This is a genomic window from Saprospiraceae bacterium (assembly GCA_016717265.1).
Classification (GTDB): Bacteria; Bacteroidota; Bacteroidia; order Chitinophagales; family Saprospiraceae; genus Vicinibacter.
On the sequence record JADKFX010000001.1, the window covers coordinates 1,117,685 to 1,141,584 of the forward strand.

Sequence of the window (23,900 nt, forward strand, 5' to 3'; positions counted from 1 at the left end):
TTTTATGAATGCACGTCAAGTAACTTTTTCATATAATACATCTGAGTCTGAACTTTCTATGCCCGAGTATGGGAGAAACGTACAAGCGTTAGTAATGCATTGTAAAGGAATTCAGGATCCAATTTACCGACAAGTATTTGCTGAAGAAATCATAAATCTTATGCAAATTATGACGCCCTATAATAAAAATATTGATGAGCATCGTAGAAAATTATGGCATCATTTTTTTAGAATTGCAAAGTATGATATAGAGGTTACAACGCCTTATGGAAATAAGCCAACACAGGATGAAGATAAATTAAGACCTGAAAAAGTTCCCTATCCTTCTGGTGCAGATAAATATAGACACTATGGTACTTATGTAAATATTTTAATAAAAAAGGCAATGGAAATGGAGCCTGGTCAAAAGCGGGATGAATTTTCGCAGATCATTGGTTCGTATATGAAAATGGCTTTTAAAAACTGGAACAAAGAACATTATGTAAGTGATGAATTAATTAAAAATGATTTATTACAGATGTCAAAAGGACAATTAGCAATCGATGAAAATGTACAGTTTAATAATTTAGTTACTTCGGCTCCAAAAAGTCAGAGACGCGTTTATAAAGGAATGAATAAACAAAACTATCGACACAAAAAAAATAACAACAATAATAGTAATAATAATAACCGGAATCGAAATAATAATAACAAACGTAGGCCAATCTAAATCCTATATTTGTAAAAATCCGGCTTGATGCTTACCAAGGAACAATTTGAATTAATACAACAAGCAGCGGTTTCCTGTATCGAAATAGAATTAGAAGCAATTTCTAATTTATATAAATGGATAAATGAAGATTTTCTTAAGACCGTAGAAACAATTTTCGAATCAAAGGGTCGGCTTGTAGTTACGGGCATCGGCAAGAGTGCTATCATTGGTCAAAAGATTGTAGCCACTTTCAATTCTACAGGTACCCCATCCGTTTTTATGCATGCAGCAGATGCAATTCATGGTGATTTAGGGATGATTAAAGCGGAAGACCTGGTGCTTTGTATTTCAAAAAGTGGTGAAACACCAGAAATAAAAGTACTTATTCCATTAGTAAAATCATTGGGTTCAAAATTAATCGCGATGGTATCCAATGAAACCTCAAGCCTTGCACTGCAGTCGGATTATTTATTAGTAACCCCAATTACTCAAGAAGCAGATCCTAATAATCTTGCGCCTACAGCGAGCACAACAGCTCAATTAGTAATGGGCGATGCCATGGCTGTTGCATTATTAGCATTAAGAGGTTTTAGTCCAAATGATTTTGCGCAATTCCATCCCGGCGGATCTTTAGGAAAACAATTATATTTGAAAGTTAAGAATGTATATCCAGGTCATGAAAAACCAAAAGTATTTGCTTCTGCTACTTTAAAAGAAGTAATTCTTGAGATGACTTCAAAGCGATTAGGGGTGACGGCAGTTTTAGATGCAAATGAATATTTGATAGGAATTATTACAGATGGGGATTTGAGGAGAATGCTTCAAAATTCTGTTTCACTCGATCAATTGACAGCTGTGGATATTATGTCGGCAAATCCAAAAACAGTAGAGCCAGAAACCTTAGCAATTGAAGCGTTTAGAATATTAAAAGATAAAAATATTAATCAACTTTTAGTAGTTGAAAATTTAAACTATTTAGGTGTGATTCACATACATGATTTGATTAAAGAAGGAATGATTTAAATTATTATATGTTTTTTCCAATTGGTGATGATAACGTAAAAGGAGGTTCTAAACCCTTATTTTCCTATTCTCTTATTTTTATAAATGTATTGGTTTTTATTTATGAATTTGGTTTGCCTGTAGAAGCAGGTGAAGCATTTGTGATACATTATGGAACCATACCTGCGGAAATGGTTGCTGGGCAAGATTTATTTACAGTGCTTACTTCCATGTTTCTTCATGGAGGCTGGGCGCATTTAATTGGAAATATGTTATTTCTTTGGGTATTTGCAGATAATATTGAAGCGGTTGTTGGTACTTTTAATTTTATACTCTTCTATGTACTTGGTGGCATCGCAGCAACATTAATCCATGTCCTGGTAAATCCAGATAGTGACATTCCTGTTGTTGGCGCGAGTGGTGCTATCTCAGCGGTTATGGGTGCTTACTTAATTATGTTTCCTGCATCCAGAATAAAAGTCTGGATTTTATTTTTATTTAGTTCAACCTATGTTCCTGCATTATTCTTTTTAGGAATATGGATCGTACAACAAATGATCTCTGGTTTTGGATCATTGGGTTTAGGAACAGAAGAGCAAGGAGGTGTTGCCTGGTGGGCCCATATTGGAGGATTTGCATTTGGATTAATTGGGGGCCTTATAGCAAGAAAAAATTATCGCAATCGATATCATTACGGTAAAGATGATCTTGTTTGATTTTGAAACTTTTTGTGGCCGCTAATTTGTGATTTTAATGACTATTCTAAAATTATTAAAATTCAGATTTTGTTAATGTGCGCTCTTCTTTTCGTTTTAAATACATCCAACTCATTAATGTAAAATAAACATATAAATTGCAACCTACCTGGGTTTCTAAAGTGTATTCGAATAAAAAAGAAAACAGAAGAATCATTTGGATCCCAATGATTAACGGCTCTTTCCACCAGGACTTTTGAAATACAGTATAATAGACTAATCCAAGCAAGCTCATCATTCCAGCGAGTCCGGTAAAGGCCCAACTAAATAAAAATTGATTGTGTGGAAGCTTTCCGTGATCCATACCAAAGCATTCTAAATAAGTCTCTTTAGTCATTTGATAAAGATCACCCATCCCACTTCCAAGTATAGGATTCTGTTTTATCATTTCTATGCCCATTTGCCAGGATACAAATCGTTCCAAATCAGAATAGAGCAGCCATTTTCCACGTTGCCATTCACCAATTTGCCAGATGGTGTAGTAGAATTTATTTTGCAGACTTGGAATACATGTAAAAGATAAAATAATTAAGACGAGAATACCAGCGAGTAATGTGAATCCTTTTTTATAAGATTTTTGATAATAAAAATATAGGCAGATATAAACAAACAAGGCGAGATACATTCCTAGAATGCCCGTTTTTACTGAAATTATATGATTGAAAATAAAAAAATATAAAAATAAAAGTAGGGATACCAGTTTTTCATATTTAAATTGTTGAAGAGAATTTGTTAAATATAAATGTAAACAAAGGATTGTATTCATTGCAATCATCATACTAAAGCGTATATGTGAAATATGATTCACTATAGTTTTTCCTTTTAACAGGGCTAAATTATATTCTTTAAAATGTTGGAAGTAGTCTACCATGATTTTTGCGGAGAAAAAAAATGATGTCAACACAAAAATATACCCGATCCATTTCCATTGAATTTGATTTAACCGGCCATGGATAAAGAATGTGAACGGAAGTAAAATAAATGGCAACTTCATGCGAGAAAACCAAGCCCAGTCTTTCATAGATTCTGACCATAATCCCGAAAAAAACACACTTAGAAAAATGCAAATGAATATCAATAGCAAAGGAGTGTTAAGGACCTTATCCAGATCTTTTAAAATATTTAGGTTGAATGCGATTCTTTGTTTTTGTGGGTTATATTTTAAGATCATTAGGACACTTAAAAAAATGATACTATTGGAAACTAATGCTAATGACCAATTGATACCAAACACAAATACAAGCAATCCAAAGCAAAACAATGAATTTAAAAATTCTGGTTTTCTATAAAAAGGGAGGGTTGATTGCATTCGTGGAGCCTGTTCTTTAAAATCCGTTTTTTCTAAATACCTTTGTCGAACAAAAATAGAAAGAATGTCGCAAGACTGGTTTGCAGAAATTAAACGGCTAATCGATGAAATAAAGTCTATTCAGATAGAGGATCAAGACTCATTGGAACAGTTCAGGCTTCAATTTCTGGGCTCCAAAAATCGAATTAAACCATTGTTTTCCGAAATTGGAAAAGTACCAAACGAGTTAAAAAAGGAGTATGGTCAATTCGTGAATGAAGCCAAATCATTGGCAGAATCTAAGTATGCGGCACAAATTCACCTGAAAGAGGGCAAGCAAAATGCTACTGATAATCAGCTAGATTGGAGTCTTCCTCCAGTTAATATCGCCGGAGGTACCAGACATCCCATTTCTATCGTAATGGATAGAATCGTTGACATTTTTAGTAAGATTGGGTTTGAAGTTGTAGAAGACAGAGAAATTGAAGATGATTGGCACAATTTTACAGCTTTAAATACCCCCGATGACCATCCTGCAAGAGATATGCAGGATACTTATTATGTTAGGGATTTTGCGCAAAGACTACTAAGAACCCATACCTCTTCGGTGCAATCTAGGTTTATGACTAAAAATCAACCACCTATTAGGATTTTAGCACCAGGTCGGGTGTATCGGAATGAAACTATATCAGCCCGTTCTCACTGCCAATTTCATCAAGTGGAGGGACTATATCTTGATAAAAAGGTTTCCATGGCTGATTTAAAACAAACTTTGTTATTTTTTGCCAAGGAAATGTATGGATCTAATGTTAATATTCGATTGAGGCCATCTTATTTTCCATTTACAGAACCTTCTGCTGAAATGGATATTTATTGGGGTTTAAAAGACGAAACAGACCATAGGATTACAAAAGGAACAGGTTGGTTGGAAATTTTAGGATGTGGAATGGTTGATCCGGCAGTTTTAGATAACTGTGGAATAGATTCTAATGTGTATTCAGGTTTTGCATTTGGTATGGGCATCGAACGACAAGCAATGCTACTTTATAAAATTCCAGATATACGCTATTTTTTCGAAAATGATCTTCGCTTTCTTAAGCAGTTCTAAATTTATTAGACTTAAAATACCAATTAGAATTGTACATGAAAAAACCATCATTAGCTAAAGGAACTCGCGACTTTTTACCATTCCAGGCAAAGCGGCGAAAGTATATTTTTGAAACTATAGAATCCGTTTTTGTATCCTATGGATATCAACCCCTGGAAACACCAGCAATGGAAAACCTGGAGACCTTGACGGGTAAATATGGGGATGAAGGCGATAAACTATTATTTAAAATCCTGAATAGTGGTGATTATTTGAAAGATGTAACAGAAGATTTACTCCAAGAAAAGAACTCAAATAAATTAATTTCTGAGATCTCAGAAAAGGGTTTGCGATATGATTTGACCGTTCCTTTTGCAAGAGTTGTAGCAATGCATCAACAGCAGATTACATTTCCATTTAAACGCTATCAGATTCAACCGGTATGGAGGGCTGACAGGCCGCAAAGGGGTAGATATCGTGAATTTTATCAATGCGATGCAGATGTTGTAGGTTCTAATGCATTGCTGTATGAAGCGGAGTTATTGCAGATCTATGATAAGGTATTTGGTTTACTTAATATACCCGTAAAAATTTTGATAAATCATCGAAAGATTTTAGAAGGAATTGCTGTTGAAGCAGGTTGCAGTGAACAATTTGTGAGTATGACGGTAGAACTTGATAAGTTAGATAAAGTAGGGGAGGAAGAAGTAAAAAAGGGATTGTGTAAACTAAATATTTCAGAATTAAAAGCGCAATGGATACTTGATATAATTAAAAGTCCGAATATTGAATCGTTTTCATTTAATGAAATGGCTTCGGCTGGAGTCTTGGAACTTAAAAAGGCATTTTCATTTAATAATGACTATACGTTTTCTAATGAACTTCAATTTTCAGCATCTTTGGCTAGAGGTTTAAGTTATTATACAGGTTGTATTTTTGAAGTCATTCCACAATCCTTCAATATGGGCAGTCTGGGAGGAGGAGGTCGATACGATAATTTGACTGGTGTGTTTGGTTTGCCGGGTGTTTCTGGAGTTGGTATATCCTTTGGAGCAGACAGGATTTATGATGTGATGGATGAGCTTAATTTATTCCCAATGAAGCTTAATCAGCCTATTAGGGCTTTATTTATTAGTCTGGATGATGCATCTTTGGAAATGTCATTTGCAATTGCTACAAAACTAAGAGATTTGGGCATTTCTGTTGATGTATACCCTGAAGCTTTAAAAATTAAGAAGCAATTTGCTTATGCTGAGAGTCTTTCCATACCGTTTGTGATCATTCTGGGAGAGGAAGAAAGAAAACAAGGTATAGTCAACATTAAAAATCAGCAAAATGGAGACCAGAACCGAGTAAAATTTGAAGAAATCGGTACTTTTATTTGTTAATCCTAACAAAATCTAATTTTTTTTGACAATAAATTTGGGCTATTTACCCTTTATATAGAGCAGTTTATATACACATTAAAATATTATATAATATGTATTAACATTGTATTTAAGCTGTTAACCTTTTATTTAGATTTATTATCTGTATCTTTGTCATCCTTCAGCTTTTAAGCATTGATATTAATTTAATATTTAAATTTGTCAGACTTCAAGCTTAAGGAAATCAGAGTAAACTCTGTCCATGAACAAATTGTTATCCATTTTCAGTATTATCTTATTTATGACGATTAGTCATAAAGCAAGTTCTTATCAGAATTTGGACTGTAATATTCTGCTCTCTTCATTTTTAAACAAACCTAGTTATTACGAAGAGGAAGTTCGTTCCAGATTAGAATCTATGGAATGCCTTGTATCAACAAAAATTGAAGACGATGTATTGGATCAGGTAAAGCGTTTTGTTGGAAGAAATAAAGCAACTACGCTTGAAATTCTTAAAAGAACAGAAATTTACTTCCCATTAATTGATAAAATTTTTAACGAGTATAATCTACCTACAGATCTTAAATATATCACGATTGTTGAATCGGCTCTTTTATTAGATGCTAAATCACATGTGGGCGCTGCTGGAATTTGGCAATTAATGCCTGCAACTGCAAGAATCTTAAAATTAAGAGTAGATGATAAAGTAGACCAACGATTGGATCCTGTTTTAGCAACGCATGCTGCAGCCCGTTATTTTAAATTGTTGTTTACTATGTTCAATGATTGGTCTTTAGTAATTGCAGCATACAATTGTGGAGAATATAAGGTTAAAGATTTAGTAGAAAGTTCAAATGCAACTGATTTTTGGGGACTTAAGAAATATTTGCCCAGGCAAACACAATTGTTTGTGCCAGCATTTATAGGTGTAAGTTATATGATGCAATTTCATATGGAACATGATATTTTGCCAAAAAATCAAGATCTGTTTGTTGAAAAGATAACCTTTGCAAAAATTTTTAATGAAGTAAGCCTCAAGGATTTATTTAAGAAAACGAATATCCGGAAGGATATTTTTATGAGCTTAAATCCTTCTTATAAAAGAATGGTTATTCCTACCATGAGTTTTGGTTCTTCTGTAAGTCTTCCAGATAGTTTAATGGTAGAATTTATTGATTACTACATGTTTCAGAATAAAAAGAATAGTTTTTTAGATGAAGCTAGAATTTTATTATCAGGAGATGGATTACTTGATCATGAAATTATTTCTTTTAACAGACCTTTTATTTTTGCTCCTGACAATATTGCATTACAACAAGCGAATACAAGGAGTCTTGAATTTGAATCCAATTCGGTTAAAGATATTCGAGAACTTCCCTCTGTGTCAACAACGAATGCGTTTGAGTATCAATATCACATCGTTAAATCAAGAGAATCAATTTCTGAAATTGCTGAAAATTATAAAGTAAATATTGAAGATCTAATATCCTGGAATCAAGTGGATTTAAGTCAGGTATTAAGGATTGGCAATGTCCTTAAAATTAAAACACAATAAAAATTTGATCTCATTTCCCGGATCAACTCAATCTTTCAAAAATTCTTGATAGATTTTAAGAATTCAATACTTCCGGTTTTTTATGAATATGATAGGCTCTAAAGAATGCAGAATTCTTATTCAGTCATGTCTTTCTAATGTATAGATATAAAAGCAAATCTAAAATTTGGTATTCAGAACGTGCAAAAGAAATACTATTAAAATAAAGGAACAACAAGAATTTAATGAGACATTAATTCAAATAGCTTGAATTCACTAAAGCAGGATTCAAATTTCCAAATACGCTAGTTTAAAACTTAGAATGTCTAATTCATCAGAACAGTAAAAAATTACAAAGTTCTAAAAATCAGTTTATAAATGAATAGTCAGGAGTGCAGGTAAATGCAGTCTATTAAATTTATTCGTTTTCAACAGAAAAATAGCGAATCATACTCATGACTTCTCGATCATCCATGATTTCAGGAATAAGCTTTAGTAAAACATCATGTTCTTTTGTATTTTCTGATAATGCTTCTTGTAAGGTTGCTAATGCATTCTCTCTGGAATCAGTCAGAAAGTAATAAGCCGCTCTACAATATAGAAGATCAGCACCAAAACTAAATTTATCTGCCCGAATCAGAATTTTTTCTGCTTTTTCAAATTGCTTTTGAGATAACAAAAAGCTAATAAACATACACCAATATCGGCTTTGCTCTAAACCACAATTTGCAGATTTACGGTAATGAGATTCTGCTTTTTTAAAATTGGAAATTTTTTCATAGGCTATGGCGATTCCAGCATGAAACTCTTCTCTTTGATCATCTAAATCAATCGCTTCAAGATATGCTTTAATTGCTTTTTTCCAATTTTCTTCAGCTCCATAACATTCTCCGAGATAATAAAATATTTCTTCGTTATAGGGATCGTGATAAATTGCTTTTTGTAGTTTGACTTTTGCTTCTTTGTGACGGTTTAATTTAATCAAACATTCTGCAATGTAAACGATCAGTTCTGCATCGGGTCCAAACATTTCATTGGCTTCTAAATAACAGCGCAATGCTTTTTCGTGCATATTTATTTGAAGGCATAATTCTGCACAATCCAAATAGCCTTGTTCGAAATTGGAGTTAATTAGAAATGAATACTCCAGCGCTTCTACTGCTTTTTCATATTCTCCAAGACACGAATAGGCATGCCCTAAATTATACCAAGCCAAATAAGAATAAGGGTTTTTATCAATGATGTCCTGATGCAATCGGACACTTTCATCATATTTTTTAGAAAATTCCACACTAACCCAAATCTGTTCCAAAGCTTCATGATTATTTGGATTCAGAATTAATGCGTCTCTCAATGTGTCAAACATTTTGTTAAAATCCTTCATTGTTTCGTAGATAAATGCTTCAACCAATAATATTTCAGTCAAATCGATTTTGGAGAATGTGCATTTTAAATCGGAAATAATCCGGAGGCCATCATCAAATTGTTGAGACAGGGCAAAGGCCTTTGCCTTTAGTAAAGTAATCTCAATATCTAATGGGGCAAGTGTATACGCTTGGTCTAATACGGTAATAGCAGCCAAGGGCTTTTGTGACGAAACCAATAATTTAGCTTTGATAACATAGAAGTCAGGTTTAAACTGGTAAAGTCTTAAGGCAAGACTTGTAACATCTAATGCTTTATCAAATTGGCATTGTTTTTCATAGTGTTGAATCAATCGGAGATATGATTTTTCCTCCCAATGATCCATAGATAGGATTGGTCCTTGTTCTTCAAATTCTGTGATAAGTTTTGAGAGAAAATGATCCGGCTTCGTTCTTTTCGGCATACCTTCCTCAGTGGATTATTAAATGCGTTGTAAAAGTAAAACAAAATTTCAAAAATGCGCCGAAAGCAAATTCTTTTTTCAAATTCATCCAACGTATTATTAATTATTCTCATCTTACTAATGATAAGATTTACAATTATTTATACGTATGATACTTTATGAATGTGTATTAGGCGATTGTGTAACTCCTTAATTTTCATTGGTTAAAACCAAATTGAAAATATTTTAAATTATTTAGTTTTTATTTTGACTACTCATGTATAATCCGATAAAAATGAGCAACCCGGAGCTAACATGATTAAAAGTGATTACATCTTTCTTAAGTCCGATAGCAATAAAAGTCGCCAATAAAGGCTGTAAATAAATATAATGACTAACCAATTCTGCATTGCTGTTTTCAAGTGCATATGCGTTTAGTGCATAAGCAACAAATGTGGTTGCAATGAGAACAAATAGAAATGCAGACCATTCCGGCAATTCAAACGAATTAAAATGAATTTGAGGTAATTCCAGGGCACCAAAAATTAAAACGGGAACTAAAGCGATTAAAAAAATCCATTTCATCACAGAGAATGCATTGTATTTTTCAATCAATGCAGGTACTTTAAGTAAATAAATGCTATATAATATGGCATTCAACAGGACCATAATATCCCCTGCTAAGGAAGCATTTTTAACAGATGTTTGTGAGCCTGATAAAATTAAAAAGATTGCCCCAAATAAGCCAATTATACATCCAGCCCATTGCAATTTGGTAAGTTGATCTCCTTTGATAGATTTAATAAGCAAGACAAGGATCGGCGTACAAACCATAATGAGAGCAGCGTGTAACGGAGATGTCATTTTTAAACCATTAAAAAACAACAATTGATTCCCTGCAACCCCACAAATAGCACAAATTATAAATGAATTATAATCTGCTGGGTCAATTTGTTTATGGGATTTGGCAAATAGCCAAAATAAAAAAGCAGCACTTAAAACCCTTAATAATATAAATGCATTTGGTTGAATCCAACCTGGATCCATTAAGATTTTAGCGATACTATAATTAGCCCCATAAATTAATGCAACTATAAATAATGCTATATGGCTTAGACTTAATTTATTCAATGTTATAATATCACTACGGTGGGTTTTGGGAAATAATAAAGGATTCTAATTTTTATTTAATGCTACTGACCAAATCGATCATTAAATATAGATTTATTAATAATAATTAATGGAGTGCCCGAATTTTCATACTTACGTTTTCACTTGGCCGATCACCTCGTTCTGTTTTTACGCTTGCAATTTTATCGATAATATCAAGGCCTTCAATAACTTCACCAAACACTGTATAATCCATATCCAGGAATGGTGTTCCACCGAGCGTTTTATATGCTTTTCGTTGCTCCTCTGTATATTTAATTCCTTTGCGGTCTTCCATTTGATTCAAAGCTTGATCCGTTTGAATACCTCCTTGCACTATATAAAATTGAGATCCGGAAGATTCTTTCTTTGGGTTTACTTGATCTCCAGTGCGCGCAGCAGCAATAGCTCCTTTTTTATGTACAAATGCTGCATTAAATTCAGCGGGAATGGTATATCCTGGTCCGCCACTACCGAGTAATGATCCAGCAGTAGCTGCTTTAGAATTTGGATCCCCCCCTTGAATCATAAAACCATTGATCACCCGATGAAATAATAAATCATTGTAAAACCCAAGTTCAGCATGTTTAACAAAATTATCCCGGTGTAAGGGTGTTTGATCGTACAATTTCGCAATCATATTTCCTAAGGGAGTTTCAATTACAATATAACATCCATCCGGTGGAAGTACTTCAATTTTTTGTTGAAAGCTTTGCATATTTTTTCCTTTAAATGATTTTAAATTTACTTGGTAAATCCCAGATTTAGAATACAAATGTTTAGGATTTTTTTCACTTGATTTTGATCCATCGCCGAAATCCCATTCAAACCTATCTGCATCTTCAGATAAATTATTAAAAATTGCTTTGGACGGTAATTTAATTTGAATCGATTCAGAGGTAAACTTAACGAATCGGGAAGTACATGAATTCAATAAAATAATACAAAATGCGAATAGGTAGATGCGGTTCATAGGTTTTATTAATTTATAAAAAGAAAAATATTTATAATATGCTAAGTTTCATTTTAATATCTTTAACAGGCCGGTTGTATTGATCGCATTCGGCATTACAAATAATATCAATTATTTGTAAGCCTTCAATCAATTCGCCAAATACAGTATAGTCACCATCTAGAAACGGCGCACCCCCTAATGTTTCATATTTTTTTATTTCTTCATTCGTATATTTTATTTGCTTTCCGTTTGTCATCATATTTAATTGTGAGGCATTCACTTTTTGACCTTGTACAATATAAAATTGGGAGCCTGAAGATTCTTTATTTGGATTGGATTGATTTCCAAGCCTGGCCGCTGCTAGAGCACCTTTAAAATGAAATTTTCCTATTTCTGCTGGAATTTTTGTTGTAGGGCCTCCAGAGCCTAACATGATACCAGGAGGCGCGTCTTTTGAAAATGGATCGCCCCCCTGTGCCATAAAATTCTTAATTACTCTATGAAATAATAATCCATCATAATAACCTTCTTTGATTAATTTAATAAAATTCTCTTTGTGTTTTGGTGTACTATTGTAAAGCTTTGCTTTCATATTTCCCAGTGGGGTTTCAATAAGTACAATCGTTTCTTTGGAGCTCATCTTGCTACAAGAAGTTAAAAAACTCAAGGAAAGAATTAATAGTAAGATTAGATTTTTCATGCGTTTATGTGATTAAATTCTAATGGAAATTCAGTTTTAAAATATTGTATTATTTTTTCTTTTAAATATTGTTCTTGTTCCTTAACACCTTTTATCCGAAATGGTTTTACCATTTGAAAATGGGGCCAGCCGTCCTGATCATTTCCTAGAAATTCATAATACCCATCCAGACTTAATAATCGGCATGATGCAATATGCATTAAATCAGTTTTTTCTTCTTTTGTAAGCCTTCCAGTCTTAAGAATGCCCAATTCTTGTATCCCAATCATGATAAGAACAACATTTAAGTCTGGCAATTCATCTCGGCCGATCTTGTTTTTAACAAAATGTCGGATTCTAAGCCATTCAAATTCAAGTTCCCATACTTCCATGCGCCGCAAATTTAACGAATTTATTCTTCTCTGAATATGGGTAAAATTTCGTTTACCTTTTTTGCAGGTAAAAAAGAGGCAAGCAAACCGATAATCATAACCGTAATGCCTACCAATAAAAAGTCAATAAAATGCATCTCTATAGGATAACTATCTACCATAAAATCTTCTGGTACACCGATAATCTCATATTGCTTTTGTAAAAAATAAAATAAGCCAGCAAGAACATACCCAAATAAAAGTCCAAACCAACAAATTAAAAGGCCAAGTTGTATAAAGATTTGTTTTGCTTTTAAGTCTGTCATTCCCATGGATTTTAATACAGAAATATCCATCCGTTTTTCTAAAACGATCATCCAAAGCGCACCAACCACCGTAAAAGAAACTAAAAGTAAGGTTAAACAAAATAAGGCATAAAATAACCATTTTTCAAGCTTCATAATTTTAAGGAAAGCCTCATCTTGTTTATACCGGTCTTTGATTACATATTTAGAGCCTACCGTTTTTTCAATTTCCAACACGATGGATTTGAAAGAAGCCTTTGGATCTATTTTAATTTCTATAGAACTTAATTGACTTGGTTTGTTGAGAATAAACCGGACCGCTGATAATCCAGTAATTATATTTGAGTAATCTGCTTCTTGATGAAATGTATAAACAGATTGCGCTTGTAATGGATATTTTTTTGGAAAATTCGCAATACTGATAGCTTCTTCATGATTGGGTACAAATACATTTACAGCTTCTTCAAAATTTTCTAGATTTACGCCTAATTTATTGCGAATTCCAATGCCTATATTGGCTAAAGGAACTCCTTCTTTTTCAGGAACAAATGCACCTTCTAACACAGCAGAATTTGCAGCACAGACAATTACATAGTTTGAATCTACCCCTTTTAAAATTCCAAATTCCTGAGCATCTCCATATTGAAACATAGCAACTTCTTCTAGTGTGCGACTTACCAATAGAACCCCTGGAATCTGATGTAGTTTCTTTATTATTTCAGGGTCCTCAGGAAACGTTTTTCCAAGTTTTGAAATAATTTTTATATCTGGATTGTATTTACTAAATAATCCAGATAATAAACCCTCAAAGCCATTAAACACGGAAAGTACTAAGATCAAAGCGGCAGTTCCCACAGAAATACCAATTATAGATATACCAGATATCCAATGAATCGCCTGGGAAGATTTCTTTCCAAACAAATATCTGTAAGAAATTTTAGCGATGAGAAACATTTGATTTTATTGGATTACAATTCAATTTATTAGGAATATCTAAACAAGAATCTCCGTTTAGTTTAAGCTCTTATTTTTAGTACTTTCAATAGAACGATATATAAGGTCCTGAATTTTTGTTCTATATCTGTTTTTATGTAATAAATTCGATTTTGAATCTTGATAGGTACGATTGGATAAAAAAACAAATATAAGTTGATTTTCTGGATCTGCCCAGGCACAAGTACCCGTAAATCCCTGGTGACCAAATGTTTTTTTAGATGCAAATCTGGAAACATAAGGCAAGTCCGTTTCTTGCAATTCAGGCATATCAAAAAGCAATGCTCTTCTGGAGAATTCAGGATCGCGTTCAATACATTTTGAAACCGTGCCGGCCGTTATATATTCAATGCCGCCGTAATTTCCCTTATTTAAAAATAATTGCAAGATCATTGCAACCTCGGTAGCTGTAGAAAATACACCTGCATGTCCACTTACACCACCTAACATGGCAGCACCCATATCATGAACGTAGGCTCTTATTTCACGATGTCTAAAATAGTTGTCTATTTCAGTTGGTGCAATTTGATTTTTTTCAAAATGATGGAATAGTGGATTAAACGTAGTAAAACGCAATCCTATTGGAATTATTAAATTTCGCAAATAGAAATTCTCAAAACTTTGCTTGGTTTGCTTCAAAATAAGTTTAGGCAAAAAGTAAAAACCGATATCAGAATATAAATATTTTTTCTCATTTAAACGATTAGATTCCAGGATTTTTGTAAAAATAGAATCTCTAAAACTTGAAAGCAGATAAAAACTATCACAGACAGGAATATTAAATTTTAGGGAAGGGCTTGTGCTATAATAGGATGGATTGAAACGATTTATGGAATCAGGCTGTGTTAAAGTTGATTTGTAAAATGGTATCCAGGATACTAACTTACCTTGATGCAACATGAAATCTTTAATACTTAAATCAGATTTATTGCTGGTTGAAAATTCAGGTAAATAGCGCGAAAAAGTCGATTGAAATTGAATTAGATTGCGATCATTCAATATCATTAAAATAGGTGCACTGCAGATAATTTTAGTTAGTGAAGCAACGTCATACATAGTTTGATTTTCAACGGTTTGAACCGAATCATACGTAAAATATCCGTACGCCTTTCTAAAAACTACCTGTTGATTTTTAATTACAACAACCTGACAACCAGGTGCAGCTTTATTAAAAATTAATTCATACGCAATACTGTCAATTTTCTGAAGGGTATCCATATTCATTCCTTGAGATTCGGGAAAGCTAAATCCAATTCTTGATAAGGAAGGTCTATGGATTCCTTTGCCTTCTGTTAAATACATTCCTGCTGTAATTGGAGAATTTCCAAGAATTGCATCTGCACCAAATAATAATTGCGCTGCTAAATCCTGTGTAAAATCATTATCTTCATACAGGAGCAGCATACTACTTGAAGTAGGAAAATACATACTCGCATACGGACAACCAAAAAAATTAATAATATTTTTTTTATAAACTAATATGGAATTGAGCTTTTGTATGAGTTCTAAATTTAATCCATAGTTTTTTGCTGCCAGATAATTTAACTTGTGTACTGAAATAAGGATGAGCTCGGAATTCTGAAGTGCATTTTCTATTTCAGGCGTAAGTTCTTGTAAAGTATTAATAGAATAGGTATTTACATTGGTATAATCCTGTAATCTTTTTTGATAAATATTATTCAGTGGGGCATTCAAATTTAAAGAAATAATATTGGATGGAATTTTTTGTATTGGAACCAGTTTATTAGGATCCCGGGCTAATGTGATTGCTTTTTTAAAAATTTGTTCTTTCAATACTTTCGATCTGCGAGTAGACATTTTGAGACCCAGGGTATCCAATAGAATCGGTTTCAAATGATGTAAACCAACTTTATATTTTGCAATCAAAATGCGGGTAACTTTTTCATTTAATTCTGTTTCAGAAATCAACTGATCTACTAAGGCTTGTTTTAATGCTGCAACAGCTTCTGGTACATTTTCACTTAATAAAAGTATATCATTGCCTGCCTGAAACGCTTTGATTGCAATTTCACCCGTTGAAAATGTTTTTGTAATGCCTTTCATTTCTAATGCATCCGTAATAATTAATCCTTGATAGCCAAGGGAATTTCTTAAATAATCTATAATGATTCGTTTCGATAAGGTGGCGGGCAATTGGCTTGAAGAATCAAGGGAAGGGATATTTAAATGTCCAACCATGATAGATGCCGGATTAAAGTTTAAAATGCCTTTAAAAGGAAACATCTCAAGACTATCAATTCTCTTTTTTGAATAACTTAAAGTTGGCAAATCATGATGGGAATCAATTTCTGTATCTCCATGCCCTGGAAAATGTTTTAAAGATGCAAGTACACCAGCATCTTGCATACCTTGCATTAAAGCAAACGATTTGGCAAGAACTTGTTTTCGATTGGAGCCAAAGGAACGCTCATTGATCACCGGATTATTGATATTATTATTGATGTCTAGAACGGGTGCATAATTCATATGGATTCCAACGCTTTTCAATTGATAACCCATTTCTTTTCCCATTTTATAAACTAACTGGTTGTCTTGAATGGCACCAAGGCTCATTTGTTTTGGAAATGAAAATCCGTCTAGCATTCGCATCCCTAATCCCCATTCTGCATCCATACTCATGAGTAGCGGAATGCTAGCATTAGATTGATATAAATTATTTAATTCTATCATTTTTGGAATGGTCCCTTTAAAGAAACAAACACCTCCCACATGATAATTTTGAATCAAGGAAAGAATATTTTGGAGGGATTCGTCTGTATTCGTAGCAAAGGATCGGATTACGAATAACTGACCTAATTTTTGCTCTACCGAGAGCTTATTTAAGACACTATCTACCCATGCTTTTTGACCATTTTGTTGACCATATGATAAATTCAAAAAGCAAAAGAAAAGGATAGTAATTAAAATGTTTTTCATTTTTTATCTGCTCCGTTTTTTTCATAAATCTTCGAATCCAATATAAATGCCTGATTAAAAAATGAATCTGATTTGGTAATTTGATTTGCATTTTTATAAGTAATACCTAAATTGAAATATGCTTGTGCATTTTTAGGTTCTTTCACTAATACTTTTCGAAAATATTTTATTGCTTCCTCCGTATTACCCGTAGAGCCTTCTGCTATTCCCATAAGCATCGTAGCTTCTAGATCATCTGGGTTCATGCCCAAGGATTGTTTAAGATAATCTTTAGCCAATGGAACATTGCCTGTTAACATAGCTATTTGCCTGCCTTTTTCCCTTAAGGCATATTGTAAATTTTTAAATGCGTCTTCATCTTCCGGAAGGCTCTTTAAAACTTTATTGTATTGCAGAATCGCTTCATCATAATTTTTATTAAAGAAATACACATTCCCTAATTGTAAGTTCGCTTCCATATAAAGAGGATGAATTTTAAGGGCTATGTCTAATTCTTTTTTAGCGATATTTGTAATCGATCGAATCGCTGCAGTATCCTTCATCTCAGGTACTTTTTCTAATAAAATTCCTGCGATACCATTATGAATTTTAGCGCTGTTTACAGAAGTTTTAGCATCCGTTTTAAATAAAGTTTCGTTATCATGCCATGCTGGATTTCTAACGAAGGTTTTAATAGCGTATCCTAGAATTAATGGACAAAGTATATAAAAAATTATATTTAATTTTAAACGAAAATATTTAAATAATAGATAACTTATAAAGATACTAAATCCAAGGGATGGCATAAATAAAAATCGTTCACCCATATTTGTGCCAATAGGAAATAAAATATTTGAAACCAAACCTAAGGGCAGCATGAAACATAATGCAGAAATAGTAATCTCAGGATTTATATTTCTTTTAATCCAAGCATAAAATAGAATTATACTATAGCATAGATAACACAATATCGATTGAATTGACCAGAGGCCTAAAGTTGGAATTTGTTTTGGGTAGTAATCATGCGTAAGAGGATGTGGAAAAAATAATAAACGAATATATTCATATAAAGTATAACCAATAATTCCAAATTTTTCTCCAAAATCCATTGGAGTGGCAATCCCATTTTGATATTTCAAAAACGGATTATTCATAAGTTCTTTAGATACTGTTGAAAATGGATTAAACCCAAGGATATTTGACCTCATAATGACAAATATTATGGTTGCTAAACATAGACTTGCAGACAGCCAAAACAGGGATTTGTTTTTTTGTTTATAAATCAAATAAGAAGCACACGGGATAATGAAAACATAGGAAATTGCATTTTCTTTTGAAAGCAATCCAAAAAGCAATAGCGCTCCTGAAAATAGAAGATCTGTAAGTTTTTGGGAATCAAAATATCGCAAAGAAAAATAAAAGGAAAGCATAGAAAACAGAAGTGCTAAAATTTCATCAAGGCCTTTAATATTAGCAACGCATTCTGTATGTATTGGATGTGCAATAAAAATTAGACTGGTCACAAATGCCAATGGCATTCCGAAACTTGGATCATAATTTTTTAGTAATGATTTTAAAGTACTATATATAATCAAGCCTAATAAACCATAAGCCAGAATAGAAAAAAAATGAAAGATTTGTGAATCTTCTCCGAAAAGTTGATATAAAATTGCAAAAAATATTAAACTCATCGGTCGGTATCGCCCACCAGCAACAAGTTTTTCTTTTCCTTCTTTTTTAAAAAATCCGTAAAATGAATCCTTTGTTAGGATATTTGAGATACCAGATATTCCAGATTTTACAAATTTATTTTCTGTTATAACAATTCCATCATCCAATACAAATTCATGCCCTAAAGTGTTAACATATAATAGAAAGGAAAATAATACCAGAAACAATTTATGAAATTTTCCATCGTAAAAAAATACTTGAATAAAAGATGGAATACCGGTAGTCATAAGATCAGAAAACTATTTATTCGATGGTGCTGTAAACATTTTGTACATCTTCATCTTCTTCAATTTTATCTAACATTTTATTGACTTCTTCTTCTTGTTCTGGAGTTAATTTTTTTGTAGCAGTAGGGATTCTGTCAAATCCAGAAGCTATAATCTCAATTTCATGTGCTTCAAAATATTGCTGCATGCTACCAAAGGAATCAAAAGGGCCATAAATTATAATTTCATCACCATCCACAGAGAGCTCTTCACAACCCGCATCAATCAAATCTAATTCTAACGATTCAGGATCGATCGTGGCGGTTTTTCGAATTCTGAAATTACATTTATGTTCAAATAAGTATTCCACTGCACCACTGGTGCCAAGGCTTCCTCCATATTTATTGAAATACATCCGGATGTTTGCTACGGTTCTTGTTGGATTATCTGTAGCGGTTTCAACAAGTACGGCAATGCCATAAGGACCATATCCTTCATAGGTCATAATTTCAAGATCTTTTTCATCTTTGGACGAAGCTTTTTTAATAGCTGCATCGAGTCTATCTTTCGGCATATTGAATGACTTAGCATTCTGAATTGCCGCGCGGAGACGGGAATTATTATCTGGATTGGGCCCAGCTGCTTTCACAGCCATAAACACTTCCTTGCTTACTCTTGAGAATTGCTTACTCATTTTAGCATAACGAGCAAACATCTTATGTTTTCTAACTTCAAAAATACGACCCATAAATAAATTGATTTAGGCGTGGCAAAGATAACCAGCCACTGCAAAAATTCTAGTTTATTTTACAAGTAATGAAGCTAAGTAGCTGAAAAACAAGATTATATAATAAGTTAATTGAAAAATTAAAACAAGTAATATCCTATATGAAAGCAAAAATTAATGTCATTTTAAAGAATGTTTCATTTTAGAAAACCATCGGGCCACAGGGTAAATCATATATCCAGCTTCACTATACATGGACTTGGAATAAATGAAATGGAGCATTTCATTTGCATCTTTTGAAAATTCAGGATCCTCTTTTTTCTTTTTTTCAAATTCCGTTTTCAATGGAAGATTATTCTTTAGCAAATCCGGGGCAACATCTTCAAATAAATAATCTGAGAAATATTCTTTACGTTGTAAAATACCGTCAAAAAAATTCCAGGCAAAATAAGAGTCGGGTGCATGCGGTTCTAGTGTTTCAACAATATATCTGACGGCATCTTGATCTGTTGGTATGATATAATCACCTTTGAAATATAGTTTTTTCATGTGAACAGTATCGACATTTACTTGAGCATGTAAGTAATGGTTTTCGTATGGAGTTTGCGGGGAATTATAATGGATGATTCTATAATATTCAGCTTCTACTAAACTATCTTTTTGAAGTGGCTGCATACGCACACCATTCCATTTTAAGCGCTCAATGATTTGAGTATAAGCTGCTGGAATTACATAAGCATCAGGTTTTTCAATTTTAAGATTTGATTTAAATACATTGTAATAAGGAATTTTCTTTTCATATAATTTCGAAGGGTTATATTTATATCGAGCCAATCCGGTAACTTCACTTGTAAAAGTATCTTGCTTGTATCCTCGAAAATTTAAACTATCGAATTGATCTGACTGTAATATCCAATTAAGGGATATTAATTTTTGATCTCTTAATTTTATTCGGGCAAGTTTTCTGAATTCCAGGATTTCAGTTTTTTTAAGGGCGGTTAAGGAAGCTAAACTTTTTATTAATTTCTTTTGTGAATTCACCCTTACATCGTATGATTTAAGCATATGAGATTCACTCATAAACGATATTGTATGAAATAATGAAGCATAACCTGTGGAATACCTTGGAAGATCTAAAAAGTCATAAATTCCATTGATTGGATCCTCTTTTACCATTACATATGGGCAGACTTCCAAGCCATTGTCTTTCATTTCACTTAAAAAATTGGGTAAAAATTTAGTATACATATAATTCCCTAAATCAGATTGCATTTTATGTCGTTGAGAGCTGATCAAAGTCATTGAATAAGGGTAATCAGCACCATCAGAAGTATGGGTTTCCAGAAAAACATCAGGATTCCAAAATTGAAATAATTTTGTAAAAGTTTCTGCATTTTTAGAATCACATTTAATAAAATCGCGATTCAGATCAAGGTTTTGCGAATTTCCTCGAAAACCATATTCTTCTGGTCCATTTTGATTGGCACGACTATGTTTATTTCTTAATAAACTTCCTCCAACATTGTAAATGGGTATAATTACAATTGTTAAATGGTCCAATATTTTTCGATAGAATGGATCATTTATCAATTCCCGGGCGAAAATCATACTAGCATCAATTCCATCTGGTTCCCCAGGATGAATGCCATTATTAATTAGTAAAACAGCTTTTCCAGACCTTCTGGTTTTTTGTGGATCAAATTCTTTATTGGTACTTATAATAACGGTATGAATCGGATAGGAGACATCTGAAGCACCAGACTCATAAACTTTTATGAGTTTAGAAGATTTTTCAAGATTTTTATAAAAAGCGATGCATTCATAGTAATTCGTTGATTGCCGGTTGTTTTTTTCAAATGGAGTGACCAGTAATTGACATTTTAAATTACTCTGCAAAAATAAACATGTTAATATAAGGGATGAATTCAAAAATGTATTCATTATAATAAAAATTTTTGCAAAGATGAATGAAAATTGCTAAATTTTGAAGCCATAGCAATGGATATAGATTTTTAATATAAGTCAAGATAAGAATTTTGATTGCTTCGAATTTAAATTAGACAAGATTGGTAGCGTACCGTAAATTTTTGCTGAATTTGTTTGATTCCTTGGACTGCTATTTTATTTTGCGTTTAGGCGATCGTTTTTCATATTTTTTGCCATTTCAATTTGATATTCGTTATTTTTATCTCAATTCTTGAGATTTCAATACCTTTATCTAAAATTCGTATTATGGCCGTTCGTAGACCTTTTAACATCCACAAATGGGTGGAAGAACATAGAGCTGAATTAAAGCCTCCTGTAGGGAATCGCAATTTGTATCAGGATGCAGATGATTTTATTGTGATGGTCGTGGCGGGTCCAAATGCGCGAAAGGATTATCATTACAATGAAACAGAAGAATGGTATTTCCAATTAGAAGGTGATATTAATGTGAGAATTCAAGAGGAAGGGAAAGCTGTGGACATTCCAATAAAAGAAGGAGAAATTTTCTTATTGCCGGCGAATACACCACATTCACCCATGCGACCAGCCGGAACCATTGGATTGGTTATCGAAGCAAAACGCAAAAAAGGCGAGCATGATGGATTAATGTGGTTTTGTGATAACTGCAATACCAAGTTACATGATACTTATTTCCCATTGACTAATATTGAAAAGGATTTTATCCCTCGTTTTAAGGAATTTTACAGCTCTGAAAAAATGCGAACCTGTCCAAATTGCGGATCCATTATGGAAGCTGATTCTCGTTTTGTAGATCCTTCATAAGCCAGAATTTGAGCGCTGTTTATTTTGCTTCTGATTTTCATCTCGGTTCTGCCGGTAGAGTTCAAACTTTTGATCGTGAAAAACGCATTGTAAATTGGATCAATACCTATAAATCAGATATGGATGCCTTATATTTGGTAGGTGATGTTTTTGATTTCTGGTTTGATTATAAAAAAGTTGTTCCTCGTGGATTTATAAGGATCCTTGGTAAACTTGCCGAGTTAAAGGACGCCGGAATCCCAGTGTATTATTTTACGGGTAACCATGATTTATGGATGTTTGATTATCTCCAAAAAGAACTTGAGATCCCCATTTACCACAAACCTATAGAAGTTGAAATCCAAGGTAAAAAATTTATGATAGGTCATGGTGATGGCCTTGGCCCTGGTGATTATGGTTACAAACGTTTAAAAAAATTGTTTTCAAATCCATTTGCGCAAAAGCTTTTTCAGTGGCTGCATCCTGATCTTGGGATTGGGTTGGCAGACTATTTCAGCTCTAAAAGTCGGGAAGCTCAGGATCCGGTTCAATTTTTTTTAGGTTCCGAAAAAGAATGGCTGATTCAATATGCAGAATTTAAACTACAAGAAAAATATTTTGATTATTTTGTATTTGGACATCGACATCTACCCATAGATTTTACTTTAAAAAATGGAACATCGAGGTATATCAATTTGGGCGATTGGATTAGCTTTCAATCTTTTGGTATTTTAAAAAATGGAGTTCTTGAGCTTCAATTTTATCAAAACGAACATGGGAAAATTTATCCTTAATTATTTTATCCTTTTTTTTACTGCATCTCATTTGTATGCGCAACAACAATATGAATTAATCCTGGATACGGTATTTCAAGCAAATGAAATTTATCTTGATCCACTTAATAATTTATATTTAGTAAATGATACTGAGAAAAGCATTGCAAAATGCAATATGAACCTGAACGTATTGAAAAAAATTAGTTTTAACAGGGGTTGGGATCAGGCTTTAATGGATGTAAGTGATCCCTTTAAATGTATTTTGTTTTATCCCGGAGATTATAAAATCGTATTATTGGATGAAAGCCTTAGTATTATAGGATCTTATGAAGAACCTGAATTAAACCTTGAAAGTGCTGTTTGCCAATTTTCTACCGATGTTATCGGTTTATTTTCTAATAATGTATTGAAATTGAAAAATTATCAGGACCAAAAAATAATTTATTCTGATCCCATAAATGATGATCGAAGACAAGATGTTAGGATTCAATCGCAATTAAAGCATCATAATTCCTATTTATATTTATTACGAACAGGAATCGGCATCATCCGTTTTAATAATTTATTGTTTGAAGATAAAAGGTGGTTGAATCCTAAAATTGAGAAAATCGATATTTTTGGAGATGCTTTGTTTTATCTAGAAGACAACCAAATTATGAAATCTGATTTAAAAACCCAGGTCGAAACATTGATCATAAATTCAAGTAAAGCCATCCATTCTTTTGCTGTCAACAGGGAGTATTTAGTTTGGCTGGAAGGAGGCCGGCTCAGGATTATCCGGTGGAATCTCAATTGAGTCATTAAGCCCGTTTA

At 32.9% G+C, this 23,900-nt stretch carries 20 protein-coding genes; 9 read left to right on the plus strand and 11 right to left on the minus strand.

Going from position 1 to position 23,900, the window contains the following annotated elements; translation table 11 throughout:
* Positions 1-4: 4 nt before the first annotated feature.
* Genes IPO86_04405 through IPO86_04415 form a run of 3 tightly spaced genes read left to right on the plus strand, consistent with a single transcriptional unit; the run spans position 5 to position 2,409 of the window.
* Positions 5-709, plus strand: coding sequence for a DUF4290 domain-containing protein (locus IPO86_04405; protein ID MBK9727344.1), 705 nt, complete (start codon positions 5-7; stop codon positions 707-709).
* A gap of 27 nt (positions 710-736) precedes the next feature.
* A complete protein-coding gene (locus tag IPO86_04410; protein ID MBK9727345.1) occupies positions 737-1,714 on the plus strand; it encodes a KpsF/GutQ family sugar-phosphate isomerase in 978 nt (325 codons plus the stop codon).
* A gap of 8 nt (positions 1,715-1,722) precedes the next feature.
* Positions 1,723-2,409, plus strand: a complete 687-nt coding sequence (locus IPO86_04415) for a rhomboid family intramembrane serine protease (GenBank protein MBK9727346.1) — start codon at positions 1,723-1,725, stop codon at positions 2,407-2,409.
* Positions 2,410-2,464: 55 nt separating this feature from the next.
* On the opposite strand, the gene IPO86_04420 is transcribed toward IPO86_04415, so the two are convergent.
* On the minus strand, positions 2,465-3,757 hold the full coding sequence (locus IPO86_04420; protein ID MBK9727347.1) for an O-antigen ligase family protein: 1,293 nt from the start codon (positions 3,755-3,757) through the stop codon (positions 2,465-2,467).
* Between the two features lie 64 nt (positions 3,758-3,821).
* Here IPO86_04420 and pheS point away from each other — a divergent pair, with 64 nt between their 5' ends.
* The 3 genes from pheS to IPO86_04435 all read left to right on the plus strand — a co-directional run bounded on the left by pheS (position 3,822) and on the right by IPO86_04435 (position 7,745).
* Positions 3,822-4,844, plus strand: a complete 1,023-nt coding sequence (gene pheS / locus IPO86_04425) for a phenylalanine--tRNA ligase subunit alpha (GenBank protein ID MBK9727348.1) — start codon at positions 3,822-3,824, stop codon at positions 4,842-4,844.
* Positions 4,845-4,879: 35 nt separating this feature from the next.
* Entirely contained in the window at positions 4,880-6,211 is a 1,332-nt protein-coding gene (locus tag IPO86_04430) for a histidine--tRNA ligase (GenBank protein ID MBK9727349.1), read from the plus strand.
* A 241-nt stretch (positions 6,212-6,452) separates the two neighbouring features.
* Positions 6,453-7,745, plus strand: a complete 1,293-nt coding sequence (locus IPO86_04435; GenBank protein ID MBK9727350.1) for a transglycosylase SLT domain-containing protein — start codon at positions 6,453-6,455, stop codon at positions 7,743-7,745.
* 397 nt (positions 7,746-8,142) lie between these two features.
* On the opposite strand, the gene IPO86_04440 is transcribed toward IPO86_04435, so the two are convergent.
* From IPO86_04440 to IPO86_04485, 10 genes are all read right to left on the minus strand, one after another.
* Positions 8,143-9,552, minus strand: coding sequence for a tetratricopeptide repeat protein (locus IPO86_04440; GenBank protein ID MBK9727351.1), 1,410 nt, complete (start codon positions 9,550-9,552; stop codon positions 8,143-8,145).
* Between the two features lie 234 nt (positions 9,553-9,786).
* Positions 9,787-10,662 carry a DMT family transporter gene (locus tag IPO86_04445; GenBank protein MBK9727352.1) on the minus strand — a complete coding sequence of 292 codons (876 nt, stop codon included), beginning with the start codon at positions 10,660-10,662 and terminating at the stop codon, positions 9,787-9,789.
* Between the two features lie 106 nt (positions 10,663-10,768).
* On the minus strand, positions 10,769-11,653 hold the full coding sequence (locus IPO86_04450) for a peptidylprolyl isomerase (protein ID MBK9727353.1): 885 nt from the start codon (positions 11,651-11,653) through the stop codon (positions 10,769-10,771).
* A gap of 31 nt (positions 11,654-11,684) precedes the next feature.
* Positions 11,685-12,335, minus strand: a complete 651-nt coding sequence (locus IPO86_04455) for a peptidylprolyl isomerase (protein ID MBK9727354.1) — start codon at positions 12,333-12,335, stop codon at positions 11,685-11,687.
* The gene (locus IPO86_04460; GenBank protein ID MBK9727355.1) at positions 12,332-12,706 is read right to left on the minus strand and encodes a hypothetical protein; all 375 of its coding nucleotides are present in this window, start codon (positions 12,704-12,706) and stop codon (positions 12,332-12,334) included. The genes IPO86_04455 and IPO86_04460 overlap by 4 nt, the downstream gene beginning before the upstream one ends.
* Positions 12,707-12,726: 20 nt before the next feature.
* Complete coding sequence (locus tag IPO86_04465; GenBank protein MBK9727356.1) at positions 12,727-13,944, minus strand: ABC transporter permease; 1,218 nt, start codon at positions 13,942-13,944, stop codon at positions 12,727-12,729.
* A gap of 57 nt (positions 13,945-14,001) precedes the next feature.
* Positions 14,002-16,920, minus strand: coding sequence for a serine hydrolase (locus IPO86_04470; protein ID MBK9727357.1), 2,919 nt, complete (start codon positions 16,918-16,920; stop codon positions 14,002-14,004).
* Positions 16,917-18,857: a glycosyltransferase family 39 protein gene (locus IPO86_04475; GenBank protein MBK9727358.1), complete on the minus strand. Its 1,941-nt coding sequence runs from the start codon at positions 18,855-18,857 to the stop codon at positions 16,917-16,919. The genes IPO86_04470 and IPO86_04475 overlap by 4 nt, the downstream gene beginning before the upstream one ends.
* Positions 18,858-18,873: 16 nt before the next feature.
* Positions 18,874-19,584 carry a YebC/PmpR family DNA-binding transcriptional regulator gene (locus IPO86_04480; protein MBK9727359.1) on the minus strand — a complete coding sequence of 237 codons (711 nt, stop codon included), beginning with the start codon at positions 19,582-19,584 and terminating at the stop codon, positions 18,874-18,876.
* Between the two features lie 159 nt (positions 19,585-19,743).
* Positions 19,744-21,504: a hypothetical protein gene (locus IPO86_04485; protein ID MBK9727360.1), complete on the minus strand. Its 1,761-nt coding sequence runs from the start codon at positions 21,502-21,504 to the stop codon at positions 19,744-19,746.
* A gap of 291 nt (positions 21,505-21,795) precedes the next feature.
* Between IPO86_04485 and IPO86_04490 the strand changes: the two genes are divergently transcribed.
* The 3 genes from IPO86_04490 to IPO86_04500 are packed head-to-tail and all read left to right on the plus strand — an operon-like array spanning position 21,796 to position 23,883.
* Positions 21,796-22,332: a 3-hydroxyanthranilate 3,4-dioxygenase gene (locus tag IPO86_04490; protein MBK9727361.1), complete on the plus strand. Its 537-nt coding sequence runs from the start codon at positions 21,796-21,798 to the stop codon at positions 22,330-22,332.
* Entirely contained in the window at positions 22,329-23,105 is a 777-nt protein-coding gene (locus IPO86_04495) for a UDP-2,3-diacylglucosamine diphosphatase (protein ID MBK9727362.1), read from the plus strand. The genes IPO86_04490 and IPO86_04495 overlap by 4 nt, the downstream gene beginning before the upstream one ends.
* The gene (locus IPO86_04500) at positions 23,086-23,883 is read left to right on the plus strand and encodes a hypothetical protein (protein ID MBK9727363.1); all 798 of its coding nucleotides are present in this window, start codon (positions 23,086-23,088) and stop codon (positions 23,881-23,883) included. Before IPO86_04495 ends, IPO86_04500 begins: the two co-directional genes overlap by 20 nt.
* The last annotated feature ends 17 nt before the right edge of the window (positions 23,884-23,900 follow it).

What these genes read in the sequence shown, in the direction of transcription:
- IPO86_04405 (MBK9727344.1), top strand. Translation starts at nt 5, where the DNA reads ATGAATGCACGTCAAGTAACTTTTTCATATAATACATCTGAGTCTGAA.
- IPO86_04410 (MBK9727345.1), top strand. Translation starts at nt 737, where the DNA reads ATGCTTACCAAGGAACAATTTGAATTAATACAACAAGCAGCGGTTTCC.
- IPO86_04415 (MBK9727346.1), top strand. Translation starts at nt 1,723, where the DNA reads ATGTTTTTTCCAATTGGTGATGATAACGTAAAAGGAGGTTCTAAACCC.
- IPO86_04420 (MBK9727347.1), bottom strand. Translation starts at nt 3,757, where the DNA reads ATGCAATCAACCCTCCCTTTTTATAGAAAACCAGAATTTTTAAATTCA.
- pheS (MBK9727348.1), top strand. Translation starts at nt 3,822, where the DNA reads ATGTCGCAAGACTGGTTTGCAGAAATTAAACGGCTAATCGATGAAATA.
- IPO86_04430 (MBK9727349.1), top strand. Translation starts at nt 4,880, where the DNA reads ATGAAAAAACCATCATTAGCTAAAGGAACTCGCGACTTTTTACCATTC.
- IPO86_04435 (MBK9727350.1), top strand. Translation starts at nt 6,453, where the DNA reads ATGAACAAATTGTTATCCATTTTCAGTATTATCTTATTTATGACGATT.
- IPO86_04440 (MBK9727351.1), bottom strand. Translation starts at nt 9,552, where the DNA reads ATGCCGAAAAGAACGAAGCCGGATCATTTTCTCTCAAAACTTATCACA.
- IPO86_04450 (MBK9727353.1), bottom strand. Translation starts at nt 11,653, where the DNA reads ATGAACCGCATCTACCTATTCGCATTTTGTATTATTTTATTGAATTCA.
- IPO86_04455 (MBK9727354.1), bottom strand. Translation starts at nt 12,335, where the DNA reads ATGAAAAATCTAATCTTACTATTAATTCTTTCCTTGAGTTTTTTAACT.
- IPO86_04460 (MBK9727355.1), bottom strand. Translation starts at nt 12,706, where the DNA reads ATGGAAGTATGGGAACTTGAATTTGAATGGCTTAGAATCCGACATTTT.
- IPO86_04465 (MBK9727356.1), bottom strand. Translation starts at nt 13,944, where the DNA reads ATGTTTCTCATCGCTAAAATTTCTTACAGATATTTGTTTGGAAAGAAA.
- IPO86_04470 (MBK9727357.1), bottom strand. Translation starts at nt 16,920, where the DNA reads ATGAAAAACATTTTAATTACTATCCTTTTCTTTTGCTTTTTGAATTTA.
- IPO86_04475 (MBK9727358.1), bottom strand. Translation starts at nt 18,857, where the DNA reads ATGACTACCGGTATTCCATCTTTTATTCAAGTATTTTTTTACGATGGA.
- IPO86_04480 (MBK9727359.1), bottom strand. Translation starts at nt 19,584, where the DNA reads ATGGGTCGTATTTTTGAAGTTAGAAAACATAAGATGTTTGCTCGTTAT.
- IPO86_04485 (MBK9727360.1), bottom strand. Translation starts at nt 21,504, where the DNA reads ATGAATACATTTTTGAATTCATCCCTTATATTAACATGTTTATTTTTG.
- IPO86_04490 (MBK9727361.1), top strand. Translation starts at nt 21,796, where the DNA reads ATGGCCGTTCGTAGACCTTTTAACATCCACAAATGGGTGGAAGAACAT.
- IPO86_04500 (MBK9727363.1), top strand. Translation starts at nt 23,086, where the DNA reads ATGGGAAAATTTATCCTTAATTATTTTATCCTTTTTTTTACTGCATCT.